Below are 11,501 nucleotides of genomic sequence, written 5' to 3'. Positions count from 1 at the left end.
AGGCCGTCCGCTCCTGCGGAGTCCGGGCGGCGTCCCGCGGCTCCTGCCGCCGGGCCGAGCATTCTTGCCGCCGGGCCTGCGAGGGGCGCAGGCCGTGCCGGCGGAATCGGAGGAATCGGCGGTGCAGGGGAGTGCCGTATGAGGCGCACGCGCGTGGGTAACCGGGTTTCACCGATTCGTCGCCGCCCGGCGTCGACCCGAGGACGAGAGAGGTATCTGCGTGTCTGCTTCCCTGGTGGAGACCGTCGACATCCAAGCCCCCGTGTCCGTCGCCTGGGACTTGTGGAGCGATGTGACGCGGTGGCCCGCCTTCCTGAGCCACGTCCGTCTGGTGGAGCCGCTGGGCGAAGGCCGCTTCGCCTGGCAACTGTCCTTGCCGGGGGCGGACAAGAACTTCGTCGCCGAACTGACCGAGGTGATCCCCGCGGAGCGGATCGCCTGGCACACCGTCCAGGGCGTCCACCATGCGGGTGTCGTGACGTTCCACCGGCTGAGCGACACCTCGAGCCGCGTCACCCTGCAGATCGAGTACGACCCGAAGGGATTCGTGGAGCACCTGGGCGCACTCACCAACCTCGACTCCGTCCTGGCCAACTACGACCTGGGTGAATTCCAGAAGCTCGCCGAAACCGCGGCCGCCACATGACGGCTTCGCGGCGTCCGGGCGTCGAACGCCGTCCGGAGGTACTCGAGTTGGCGGCGAAGGGCCATCGTGGAGCGTTCGTCCTTGACATACCGACGTGAAGCCGAGCGCTGGGCACCGCACTGACCAGCACCGTGCCAGGACACGTGACGCCGGCGGTGGGCTCGAAGTGGCCCACCGCCGGACCCCTTCCCGCCGTCTCCATGCGCGGGCCTGGGTGAGTGCGTCGACGAACGGCATGTGAACGATGCGCCGTTCACGGTCGTCGAGTTCCGCGACGAGAGAGGCGAGGGCGTCGAAGTCCTCGACGAGTTCGGGGGCGGGGGCGTCGGTGCCGAGACAGCGAGAGCCGTCTCGCCCTCGTCGCCGGTACTGATTCAAGCTGACTCGAACTTGATCACCGCGTCGCCCGCGGCTGCGGCCGCAGCGAAGAAATCCTTCAGTTCCTTCAGGTCGGCAACCAGATCCGCTGCCCATTCCTGGCTCCAAGGCGTGGCGAAGCCCAAGGACCTGACCTCCCCTGCCAACGCGACGTCCAGGCCCTTCACCAGGTCGTCGACCGCGACATGACGCAGAAAGGCCGAGGCGTCCCGAACCTCGTCGCGGCGAAGCACCCTCAGCTCCATCTCGACGACCCCATAAGCAGCGACTTCCTTGCCCCAGGCACGTTGCTCACCCCCGAAGACCGGCAGCTCCGCAACGTCACCCGAGGTCGCACCGCCCGCCGTCAACGCGAAGTGCATCAAGCAGCCGTTGCGCTCCACGGCCATCACCATGCCCGCCTCGCGGAGCGGCTTGAACTCCGAATCGAACCAGTGCGGCACCAGCGCGCCCAGCTCCTTCGGCGAGAGCTCGTCCAACGACTTGCCGGACACACGCCGCCAGAAGAAGTCCACGCTCATCTCGTCACCCACTCCAAAGCTGATGCCCGGCATTCCCTGTGATGCCGACCGGTTCGCGGACGGCCGGGCGATGGCTTGCTCCGTCCCCGGCCCACCCGGCATCGTCCACAACCCGCAGTCGAACACCCTCGCGCGATCGTACGCATCCTCACCACGGCCCTGACCGCGGCAGTCGCCGACGCCACCCGCCACCACCTGCAGGACGACGCCGCAGCCATGTGCCTGGACCGGTGCGGGCCCCGGCGTGCGGACCGTGACGCGGACGTCGGGCTGGGCAGGTGCCGGCCGCTGCATCAGGTGGGGGGACGGAGGCCCTGCAGCAGCACCGTGAGGTAGGCGTCGACGAGTTGCCGGGAAGACGGCTGAGCGTGGGCGATCGCGAGGGCGGTTCGGCCGATCAGGCTGGTCGTGACAGCGGGATCGATGTCGGTGCGGACCGCGCCGTCGCGCTGAGCTCCTTCGACCATCTCTTCCATCACGCGGGCGAGGTCGCCGCGCAGGGCGTTGGTCGCGGGCATGTTCAGGCCCCCCAACTGGTCGCTGACGGAGTGGTGTGCGGCCTGGAAGGCGATCAGCTCGGGGAGGAAGAGGTCCAGGGCCTGTGCCGGCGTCGTCCCGGCGAGCAGGTCGCGGGCACGCTGGACGACCGGGGCGAGCAGAGCGGAGACCGCCGCGTCGAGGAGGGCGTCCTTGCCGCCGAACGTGCGCACGACGGTGGCTGCCCCCAGCCCCGCCCTCCTGGCGATGGTCTCCACGGTGAGAGGTGTGCCGGGTTCGGCCAGCAGAGCGGTCGCCGCGTCGAGTGCGAGCCGGCGGTTGCGCAAGGCGTCGGCCCGGCGCGGGGTTCCGGAGGACATTGACAAGTGAAACGCGCCTTCCACATAATTTATTGGAACGCCTATTTCACTTAGTCTAACGGGAAAGCGGCCGCCCATGAGCGAGCAGATCCTGATCTGCGGAGCAAGCATCGCCGGTCTGACCCTGGCCCACTGGCTGGCCCGGCACGGCTTCCGGACCACGGTGGTCGAGCGGGCTCCGGCACTACGCACCGGCGGCAACGGGGTGGACGTACGCGGCCACGCCGTCGAAGTCGCCGAGCGGATGGGGATCATGTCACGGGTCCGCGAGCTGGCCACCGACGTCCAGGGGGTGAAGTTCGTCGACTCCTCGAACCGGACCGTCGCCCGCGTCGGTACACGCGACGCGGCCTCCGTGGAGATCATGCGAGGCGACCTGGTCCGGCTGCTGGATGAAGTGACCGTCACCGAATACCTGTTCAACGACTCCGTCCGGTGCCTGGAGCAGGACGACGACGGCGTGCTCGTCACCTTCGAACGAGCACCCGCCCGCCGCTTCCACCTGGTCGTCGGCGCCGACGGAATGCACTCCACCGTCCGACAGCTCGCCTTCGGGCCGGAGGAACGGTTCGTCCACTTCAAAGATCACTACTTCGCCTTCGCGGACGCCGACGCCTCCCTGGGTGAGGACCGCTGGGTGACGATGTTCAACACTCCGGGCCGCATGACCGGGATCTACCGTTCCGGAAACCACACCCAGGCCAAGGCCTATTTCATGTACCGCTCCGCGCCGCTGAAGTACGACCGTCGAGACGTCACCGAACACAAGCGCCTGATCAGCGAACGGTTCGCCGGTGACAGGTCATGGCGGACCCGGGAACTTCTCGACTCGGCTCTCGCCGACCCGGAGTTCTACTTCGACGCCCTGGGCCAGGTCAGGATGACATCCTGGCATTACGGCCGCGTCGCGCTGGTCGGGGACGCCGCCTGGTGCGCGTCCCCCGCCTCGGGCGCAGGCGCGGAACTGGCCCTCGTCGGTGCCTACCGCCTGGCCGGGGAGCTGGCCGTCGCAGACGGCGACCACCGCATCGCCCTCGCCCGCTACCACGCCGTCCACCGCCCGCTGGTCGACCGCAGGCAGCAGATCGGGCCCAACGTCCGCATGATGATCCCCAGGACCGCCGGCGGCCGGTTCGTCCGCGACACCTTCGCCCGCCTCCCGCTCATGAACGCGCTCGGGGAACTGGACCGCCGCTTGCAGGCGAGGAACACCGCCTCGCTGCCGGACTACTCCCGGCCCCTCTAGGGCGGTTCTCTTCGACGGCTCGATCGGTCGATCGGATGTGTCTGTCCGGTTAGTGATCACTGATGCGATGTGGGACCGGATCGAGCCGTTGATGCCGGCCGATCCTGTCCGTGGACGACGGCGGGCCGACCACCGTCTGCCGGGCTCACCAGCATTCGGCCGGAGCCGGGAAGAGAGGGCGTCCGGTCGGTTCGAGCCCGAGGATCACGCGCTCGGACGCTCCCGCGGCGGTTTGCGCACGAAGGTCCACCTTGCCAGTGACGGCCGGGCACGACCTCCGTCCATGTCACAGCGGGACAGGCCGGTGACGCGCCGGCCTTCGAGGCGGTCATGGTCGGAATCCGGATCCCGCGGAGCGGACTCGGCAGGCCAGGAAGCCGCGCTGCGGTCGTCCTCGCGGATCGCGCCTGCTCTTCCCGCGCCATTCGTCGACACCTCCGTCGACGCGGTATCCGTGCGGTCAGCCCGCAGCCCGCAGCCCGCAGCCCGCAGCCCGCAGCCCGCAGCCCGCAGCCCGCAGCCCGCAGCCCGCAGCCCGCTGACCAGATCGGCCACCGCCTGCGGCGGGGGCGCGCCGGTGACCGGCCGCCCGGATTCGACGCCGAGGCCTGCAAGGAGCGCGATGCAGTCGAGCGGTGCATCGCCCGAGTCCACCCGCTGACACCGACGCCGGAGGCCCGCGCTGCCGCCGCCGCGTTGGTCGCGTTGCGGGCAGCAGCCGCACAGCCCGGTGGCTCCCCGAACACTTGCTGTGCCGGGGCCCTGGTCGGTCGTGGCGACGGCCGCTCCGCGGCGCGCGTACCGTCGGCGCCGCACGGCCCACGGGTGAGCGCCTACGCGGGCGAGCGGGCCGGTCGGCGTTCTTCGAGCTGGGACAGGGCACGGACCAGGTCGGGCAACGGGGGCCGGGGATTCCCGAACGACTCGGGTGACGGAAGGGGCGCTGTGGGGCCGCCCGGCACCTTGCCCGGCGGTCTTCGAGAGAACGAGGGTTTCGGGTGCCGCCATCAGGAGGACACCGTCAAGGCCAGCGAGGCCACGGCGGTGGCGAGGTAGAAGCCGGGAAACGCGAGGTTGTGGAGTACGCGGGCGCGCAGATGGAAGCCGAGCGCGCCCAGGTACAGCAGGACGAGGCCGCCGGCCGCGACGACACCCAGGGGGCGCGGCGCGGCCTCGAAGAGGCCGAGGAGGAGGCCCGCCGCACCGGCCAGCTTGAGGGCGGCCAGCCGGGGCAGCCAGGACCGGGGGACACCCACGTGCGCCGAGTTGGCCAGCACGAAGCGTGCCCCGGCGAGGTCGGCGGCGGCCATTCCGATGTTCATGGCGGCGGTGAGCAGGGTGACGATGAGGAGCGCGAGCTGGGTACCGGTCATGCCTTCAGGCTCCGCGGGCCCTGCGACACCGTCCAATACCTGCTTCTATAACCTGGCGGCATGGATGTGCACACGCGTTTGCTCCGGTACTTCGCCGCGGTGGCGGAGGAGGGCAGCCTGACCGGGGCGGCGGATCGGCTGTTCGTCTCGCAGCCTGCGCTGACCAAGCAGATCCGGCGCCTGGAGGACGATCTCGGGGTACGGCTCTTCACGCGCTCGCGGTCGGGGATGGCGCTGACCGAGGCCGGTCGTGAACTCGCCTCGCGGGTGCCCGAACTGCTGCGGGGCTGGGACGAGGCGGTGCGGGCAACCGGCCGGGCGGCGCGGGTGCTGCGCCTGGGCTTCCTGGACGCGGGCGCATTGGGTGCCGTTTCCGAGGTCATCGCCGAGTTCCGTCAGGCGCAGCCGGAGTGGCGGGTGGAACTGCGGCAGTTCGACTGGTCGGACCCGAGCGCCGGTCTGGCCCGGGGCGATGCGGATGCGGCAGTGGTGCGTCTGCCGTTTCCGGGGCAGGAGAGTTTTGCGGTGCGGGAGTTGTTCGTCGAGGAGCGTGGGGTGCTGCTACCGGCTGGGCATCCGCTGGCGGCCGGCGAGACGGTGGAGTTCCGGGAGCTGTGGGACGAGCCGTTCGTCGCGGCCGGAGCGGAGGCCGGGGCCTGGAGGGAGCACTGGCTGGCGGCGGAGGAGCGGGACGGGCACCCTGTCCGGGTCGGCGCTGTCACCAACCGTCCCGACGAGTGGCTCGGAGCGGTGGCCGGCGGCTGCGTGGCGCTGGCCCCGGCGTCGGCGGCCCGTTTCTACTGTCGTCCCGACGTGGTGTTCCGTCCCGTCCGCGGGGTCTCACCGAGCCGGGTGGGACTGGCCCGGCCCGAGGGGCGGACGCACGAGGCGGCGCTGGACGAACTGCTGGAGGCCATCGCACGGTGCCTGAGCCGGAGTTGACGACGGGGCGGACAGACCGCCGGCGCCACCGAGGATCGCGTCGCGGGGGAGACCTCGAGACATCGTTTCCGATGGCTCTGTCAGAGGTGCCGCGTAGATTCCGGTCATGCCCGAGCCCTTGAGCGAAGATCACAGACAGCTGCTGGACGACCTGCCGCCCGGCCGGCTGATGGGACCGTGTCACGCCCCATATCCGGTGATGTGGATGAGCGACGGACCGGTCATGGACGCGGCCGACCGGTGGAAGCTGCTGTACGCCCGTCGCCGTGAGACCGGCCTGTATCCGCTGTTGCTCGAGTACCCCGACGACTCGTTCGAGCCCGTGGGCGGTGGCTACGGGGCTGACGCCGATGCCACCTCGTACTTCCGGAGCGAGTGGACGGACGATCCCTGGCCCTACCTCACGGAGTGGCCCGGTCTCGCGTCGCCTGCCGCGGCGGTGACCGACGTGGACGTGTGCGCGGGTGAAGCGGCGACCGCTGTCGTCCGCGACGGCCGAGCCCGATGTCTCGCACTTGTCCAGGTCACGCGGGGTGCTGATGCGCCCGCCGCCCTGAACTGGCGCGGGATGACGAATCACATGACCGCGCGCGAACTGTCGGCGGTGCTGCGCTCCTGGGAGGACCGGTTCGGTCTCCGTGTCGTGGGCTTTGGGCACGGAAGCCTGTACGTCTCGGTCGCTGCCCGGCCGGCGGACCTTCAACAGGCCCAGATCCTCGCCGCGGAGCACTACCTCGCCTGCCCGGACGTCTTCCACGAGGACCCCGACCTGGACTGGTCCACGTATCACGAGGACCTCATGAAGCGTCGCGAATGGCGGTTCTGGTGGGACTGAGGATCCTCTGCCTGCCGAGGCGGCGGTGGCAGATGAGCGTGGCGGCGATGCCTGCGAAGGCGAGGAAGCGTCCGGGCCCCGGCAGAAACCGAGGGTCAACTGCCGACCCCTCATCGAACACGTCGGCCAGGACCTCCCGTTCGTCGACGATCGGTCGTCATTTCACGGCGCGGTGCCGGCTTCCCGGCGGTGGCACGAGGACAGGAAGGGACAGCACGTCCGGTTCTGCGGTCCTTGACCGATGCGGTCTTCAGCCGAGCTTGCGGAGCACGTCAGTGATGTTGGCCCGGTACGTCCGCAGCGCCTGCAGCCCTGCGGCGTAGCGGTCGCGGTGCTGTGTGATGTCCACGGCCTGCTTCTGCGCCTGTACGGCGTGCCAGAGTTCGGCTGTATGGTGGCGCCGCTTGCAGGCGACGTCCACGACGGCGGTGGCGCGTTCCCGCTGCGTATGCCGGGTGTTGCCGGTGCCGTCCCGCTGCCAGGCGGTGTCCGTGTACGCCGTGACGGGATCGGGATAGTGCGGGAATCCCTGTTGTGCCATACAGCGGGACCACTTCGTCCAGGCCGCGCGGAGGCGAGGGTCGCGCTTGACCGCCTTGTCGACCTCGATCGCCCGTGTGGTTGCGTAGAGCCAGTCCCGCTCGAGGTCGATGCCGCGCAGGAGCCGCCGGTTCGCGTCGGCGTTGCAAGCGGGGAGGTCCGCGTACTCGGCGTTGGTCATCCGGCGGCCCTTCGGCTGTGGAACCAGGGGCTTTGCCGGGTCCCAGCCGTAGCCCCAGCGGCGGGCGGCGGCGAGATCCAGGACGCCGTAGCTGGTGCTGACGGCGGTGACGGCGATGGGGTCGCTGGGGTAGCGGGGGTCGAGCGGGAAGCCCGGGTGACCATGCTCCGACATGCACTGCCGGAGCAGCAACGCCGTTGCCCGCTGCGATCGTCGATAGTCCTGTGACGTGTAGTCGTAGCGGTCGGCCGGGAGGGGGCCGAGGTCCGACGCCGTGCGGATGACCTCCGGGCGTGGTGGACCGGAAGCGCAGATCGCCGCCAGCAACGCAACGGCACCCAGCCGCCACCCCCGCCTCATCATGCGAACGAATGGTAGCGGGCGGTGGGTAGCCGCCGGTCACGGCCCCCAGCAGCTCCAACATCTGGCGGCCGCACCTCCTTGCTGTCGATTGTCGACGCCGATCCAGGAACAGGATGAGGGGGCTTGCGACCATGTCGCGGATGACGACCGAGAGGGAAGCGGCGGGCGTCGCCCTCGAGTTCGGCATCGGCGCGCAGAGACGGCGGATCGGATCTGCCGGTCGAGCAGACCGTTCGGCTGAGCTGAGCTGAGCTGAGTTGAGCGGGACAGGCACAGGCTCAGGGAAGAGGCATGCTTCCCGGAGCCTGTGCCGATGTCCACTGCCGCGGTGCCGGGCTCAGGGAGCGGGAGCGGCGTCAGCGGCAACCGTCTCGGCAGGCCCGGACTCAGGTTCCGGCACGGCCTTCTTCCTGCCAGGAGTGTGGTTGAACAGCAGGTTCAGCAGGAACGCGGCGACGGTCGCGCTGGTGATGGCGCTGCCGCCGATGATCTGCACCCAGGTCGGGAAGGCGTGGTAGAAGGACGGCGCGACGACCGGGAGCATGCCGACGCCTATGGAGACGGCGACGACCAGCAGGTTGCTGGTGCCCTCGAACTCCACCTTGCGCAGGGTGTCGATGCCGACCGAGGTGACGGTGGCGAACATGACCAGTCCGGCGCCGCCGATGACCGGCCCGGGCAGGGAGGCCACGATCTCGCCGAGCTTCGGGACGAGGGCGAGGGCGACCAGGATGCCGCCCGCGACGGCAGCGACGTAGCGGCTGCGGACCTTGGTCATGCCGACCAGGCCGACGTTCTGGGCGAAGACGGTGTCCAGGAAGCCGTTCATGATGCCGCCGAAGATGCCGGAGACACCGTCGGCGGCCAGGCCGCGGGCCAGGTCCTTCCGGGAGAGCGGGCGTCCGGTCATCTCGCCGACGGCGAGCATGTCGGCGGTCGACTCGGTGAACGTCACCAGCATGACCACGCACATGGAGATGACCGCCGCGACGGGGAAGCGCGGGGAGCCGAAGTGGAACGGGGACGCCAGCCCGAACCAGCCGGAGCCGCCCACGGAGGAGAAGTCCGTCAGTCCCATGGGGACGGCGACGAGCGTGCCGACGACCAGACCGAGCAGGACACCGAGCTGGGAGAGGAAGCCGCTGGTGTAGCGGTTGACCAGGACGATCAGCAGCACGATGCCGCCGGCCAGCGCGAGACGGCCGGGAGCGGCGTAGTCCTTGGCCGTGGAGTCCTGCCCGGCGATCAGTCCGGCTGCCACCCCGATCAGCGACAGCCCGATGACGGTGATGACGGAGCCGCTGACCAGGGGTGGGAAGAACCGCACCGCGCGGGCGAAGGGGACGGCGACCAGCAGGCCGAAGACGCCGGCCGCGATCATCGAGCCGTAGACCGCCTGCATGCCGTACTCGCCCGCGATCAGGATCATCGGAGTGACGGCGGTGAAGGTGGCCCCCGCGACCACCGGCAGCCGCACGCCCAGCACCCTGCCGACGCCGAGCGCCTGAAGGAGCGTCACCAGACCGGCCACCAGCAGATCGGCGTTGATCAGCAGGCCGATGGTGGAGGTGTCGAGCTCGGCCGCCGCTCCGAAGACCAGCGGGACGGTGACGCAGCCGGTGTACATGACCAGCACGTGCTGGAGACCGAGCAGACCGAGCCGCGCGGGCGGCAGGACCTCGTCGACCGGGTGCCGGGCGGGTTCGGTGGCGGGTTCGGACGCGGATGCGTCAGAGGGCTGGGACACAGCGAGCCTCCGGAGGCGAAGCGGAGCTTCAGGACAAGGGAAGAGCAGCAGCCCCCGAGGGGGTGAGGAACCGGACGGGGTGTGGGGCCCGTTGGCCGGAACAGCGGTTCAACTTTTTGTTGACGGAGTTTCACCCGCATTTCCATGGCCGAACAGCGGTGTTGCTTTTGCTGTGGCCGGGCATTCACGATCACCCGTGCCGCATGGGCAACCACTCTTGGAAGTCATCTCATTTGGCGTCGGGCGTAACCGAAATGAGCAGGGCGAGTTGGTGCAAGCGCTTGTAGTACCGCCGGCCTGATGGGTCGCTGATCTGCGGAATCACTCGATCCAAGTCTTCGATGCAGATCTGGAGGATGCGCCTGTGCCGTGGATCGAGGCCGCCACCGTTGTCGAGCCAGGTGCAGGCGCAACCTGCGGTGTCCGCATCGAGCAGCACCATGTCGATGTCTTCGAACTCGACGCCCCGCAGGTCGGCGGGGAACTCCGCATCGCGGTGTTCCTGCCAGAGAAGGGCTGCATTCTGGATCTGCTCGGATCTGATCACCAGGCCATACTCCTGCACGCGGCAGTGTCTGAGGGGTGTGCTCAGGAGCTCATGCGGCGGTAGCGGACGAGCGTGCGGGCAAGGAAGGCTCGTGCAGGCGAGGGAGTGTTCGGCCTTGCGCTCGTGACCGCGGCGGAGTCGGCGGCAGCCGGAGAGCCTGGCCATGGTCCGTTCGATGGTCCGGCGGTATCGACCCATCGCTGTGAGGTCTCGCCGCCCCTGCGGGCAATGCGGTGCTGGATCCCTCGCTGTGGCAGCCGTTGCCGCAGGTGACGGCAGTCGTGGCCGTTGTCGGCATGGAGCCTGTCGGGCTTGCGCCGGCGAGGGCCTCGGCGGGACCGGATCGGAGGTATGCCCTTCATGGGCGGGATCAGGACCTGACGCGTGGACGTGTCGCCCATGATGTGCCACGGGCCCGTGACGCGGTACGTGAGTCGGCGCCGTGGCACGAGATCCCGGACCGCGGCGCGGACGGACCAGTGGTGCCCCATCACGACGAGGAGGCGTACGGCTCGACCTCGCCGGGCCCAGCAGGTGGCAGCGGCACCTCCTGGGCCCCCGCAGCCGCCACAATCCCGCGGTCTGCCCGCCTTCGCCAAGGGGAGCAGGCGCCCGCGCCGCTCCCGGTTCTCGTGGCTGCGGTCAGTGGCCGAGCTTGCCGGAAGCGGCGCGGACCAGTCCGTCCAGCCATGCCTGGTGACCGTTGAGCATCGGGTTCGGGAGCTGTTCGGCCAGTTCCGCGGCCGGCCGACCGATCTGGGTCTCCTGGGTGAGGATGCGTACCCGGTCGCCGGGCAGGTCCTCCACCAGCCAGGCGTGCAGCACGTCGAGCTGCTCATCGGGGGTGCCGTCCTGCTTCGCGGTCCAGGACAGGCGGCCGGGGACACCGGCGGCGGGTGCCTGGAACTCCACGACGCGGGCGTCCAGGGGCGGGAAGCCGAAGGTGCCGAAGCCGAAGAGGAGGCCTTCCCCGAGGACGGGACCGTCGCCGCTCGGGAAGGAGATGTCCGCGACGTTGTCGTAGTACGACTCCCAGGTGGAGGTGTCGGTCAGGAAGCGCCACACCTGGGCGGCGGTGATGCCGCGGACGACGACCTCGTTGGAGACGAAGTTGTCACCGGTGCCGGGCAGGTACTTCTCGGGCCAGTTGATCGCGTTCTGCGTGGTCATGGGGGCTCTCTCCAGGAGGGGTCTGCGAGGGGCTCTCGCCGGGCGTGGCTTGCCGCTCTCGCGGTTCGTCGTCTCCGGCCGGACCGGTGACGTCTTCGACAGTAGGCCTCCCGTCCATATGGATACCAATAGGGAAGGCTATTTCTGATATCGGC

Annotated in this window: 11 protein-coding genes and 2 pseudogenes; 5 read left to right on the top strand and 8 right to left on the bottom strand. The window is 69.7% G+C overall.

The annotated features are described in order from the left end of the window. Positions 1–220 precede the first annotated feature (220 nt). A complete protein-coding gene (locus ACZ60B_RS09940; protein WP_469385508.1) occupies positions 221–646 on the top strand; it encodes an SRPBCC family protein in 426 nt (141 codons plus the stop codon). Between the two features lie 374 nt (positions 647–1,020). On the opposite strand, the gene ACZ60B_RS09935 is transcribed toward ACZ60B_RS09940, so the two are convergent. Both ACZ60B_RS09935 and ACZ60B_RS09930 read right to left on the bottom strand, forming a co-directional pair. Then, positions 1,021–1,839: a hypothetical protein gene (locus ACZ60B_RS09935; RefSeq protein WP_469385507.1), complete on the bottom strand. Its 819-nt coding sequence runs from the start codon at positions 1,837–1,839 to the stop codon at positions 1,021–1,023. Beyond that, the gene (locus ACZ60B_RS09930; RefSeq protein WP_469385506.1) at positions 1,839–2,402 is read right to left on the bottom strand and encodes a TetR/AcrR family transcriptional regulator; all 564 of its coding nucleotides are present in this window, start codon (positions 2,400–2,402) and stop codon (positions 1,839–1,841) included. The genes ACZ60B_RS09935 and ACZ60B_RS09930 overlap by 1 nt, the downstream gene beginning before the upstream one ends. 76 nt (positions 2,403–2,478) lie before the next feature. Between ACZ60B_RS09930 and ACZ60B_RS09925 the strand changes: the two genes are divergently transcribed. Further along, entirely contained in the window at positions 2,479–3,648 is a 1,170-nt protein-coding gene (locus tag ACZ60B_RS09925) for an FAD-dependent monooxygenase (RefSeq protein WP_469385505.1), read from the top strand. Between the two features lie 37 nt (positions 3,649–3,685). Next, positions 3,686–4,299: pseudogene (locus tag ACZ60B_RS09920) on the top strand (transposase family protein); the annotation flags it as partial. A 356-nt stretch (positions 4,300–4,655) separates the two neighbouring features. Here ACZ60B_RS09920 and ACZ60B_RS09915 read toward each other — a convergent pair. After that, positions 4,656–5,021 carry a DoxX family protein gene (locus ACZ60B_RS09915; protein WP_469385504.1) on the bottom strand — a complete coding sequence of 122 codons (366 nt, stop codon included), beginning with the start codon at positions 5,019–5,021 and terminating at the stop codon, positions 4,656–4,658. A 60-nt stretch (positions 5,022–5,081) separates the two neighbouring features. Here ACZ60B_RS09915 and ACZ60B_RS09910 point away from each other — a divergent pair, with 60 nt between their 5' ends. Then, positions 5,082–5,963 carry a LysR family transcriptional regulator gene (locus ACZ60B_RS09910; protein ID WP_469385503.1) on the top strand — a complete coding sequence of 294 codons (882 nt, stop codon included), beginning with the start codon at positions 5,082–5,084 and terminating at the stop codon, positions 5,961–5,963. 106 nt (positions 5,964–6,069) lie between these two features. Next, positions 6,070–6,798, top strand: coding sequence for a DUF4253 domain-containing protein (locus tag ACZ60B_RS09905; protein ID WP_469385502.1), 729 nt, complete (start codon positions 6,070–6,072; stop codon positions 6,796–6,798). 250 nt (positions 6,799–7,048) lie between these two features. On the opposite strand, the gene ACZ60B_RS09900 is transcribed toward ACZ60B_RS09905, so the two are convergent. The 5 genes and pseudogenes from ACZ60B_RS09900 to ACZ60B_RS09880 form a co-directional block, all read right to left on the bottom strand. Further along, the gene (locus tag ACZ60B_RS09900) at positions 7,049–7,693 is read right to left on the bottom strand and encodes a hypothetical protein (RefSeq protein ID WP_469385501.1); all 645 of its coding nucleotides are present in this window, start codon (positions 7,691–7,693) and stop codon (positions 7,049–7,051) included. Between the two features lie 526 nt (positions 7,694–8,219). Continuing rightward, positions 8,220–9,629 (bottom strand): nucleobase:cation symporter-2 family protein, encoded by a 1,410-nt coding sequence (locus ACZ60B_RS09895; RefSeq protein ID WP_469385500.1) that lies wholly within the window; start codon positions 9,627–9,629, stop codon positions 8,220–8,222. Between the two features lie 229 nt (positions 9,630–9,858). Then, the gene (locus ACZ60B_RS09890; RefSeq protein ID WP_469385562.1) at positions 9,859–10,194 is read right to left on the bottom strand and encodes a hypothetical protein; all 336 of its coding nucleotides are present in this window, start codon (positions 10,192–10,194) and stop codon (positions 9,859–9,861) included. A 66-nt stretch (positions 10,195–10,260) separates the two neighbouring features. Beyond that, a pseudogene (locus tag ACZ60B_RS09885) lies at positions 10,261–10,556 on the bottom strand (IS5/IS1182 family transposase); the annotation flags it as partial. 262 nt (positions 10,557–10,818) lie between these two features. After that, positions 10,819–11,346, bottom strand: coding sequence for an SRPBCC family protein (locus ACZ60B_RS09880; protein WP_469385499.1), 528 nt, complete (start codon positions 11,344–11,346; stop codon positions 10,819–10,821). Between the last annotated feature and the right edge of the window lie 155 nt (positions 11,347–11,501).

The organism is Streptomyces sp. NPDC104096 (genome assembly GCF_055584385.1).
The sequence above is the reverse complement of the archived record's forward strand: the minus strand, read 5'-3'. Positions and strand labels throughout refer to the sequence as shown.

Excerpts from the sequence above, each read along its gene's own strand:
- ACZ60B_RS09935 (WP_469385507.1), bottom strand. The coding sequence starts at position 1,839 with ATGCAGCGGCCGGCACCTGCCCAGCCCGACGTCCGCGTCACGGTCCGC.
- ACZ60B_RS09925 (WP_469385505.1), top strand. The coding sequence starts at position 2,479 with ATGAGCGAGCAGATCCTGATCTGCGGAGCAAGCATCGCCGGTCTGACC.
- ACZ60B_RS09910 (WP_469385503.1), top strand. The coding sequence starts at position 5,082 with ATGGATGTGCACACGCGTTTGCTCCGGTACTTCGCCGCGGTGGCGGAG.
- ACZ60B_RS09930 (WP_469385506.1), bottom strand. The coding sequence starts at position 2,402 with ATGTCCTCCGGAACCCCGCGCCGGGCCGACGCCTTGCGCAACCGCCGG.
- ACZ60B_RS09880 (WP_469385499.1), bottom strand. The coding sequence starts at position 11,346 with ATGACCACGCAGAACGCGATCAACTGGCCCGAGAAGTACCTGCCCGGC.
- ACZ60B_RS09905 (WP_469385502.1), top strand. The coding sequence starts at position 6,070 with ATGCCCGAGCCCTTGAGCGAAGATCACAGACAGCTGCTGGACGACCTG.
- ACZ60B_RS09900 (WP_469385501.1), bottom strand. The coding sequence starts at position 7,693 with ATGTCGGAGCATGGTCACCCGGGCTTCCCGCTCGACCCCCGCTACCCC.
- ACZ60B_RS09915 (WP_469385504.1), bottom strand. The coding sequence starts at position 5,021 with ATGACCGGTACCCAGCTCGCGCTCCTCATCGTCACCCTGCTCACCGCC.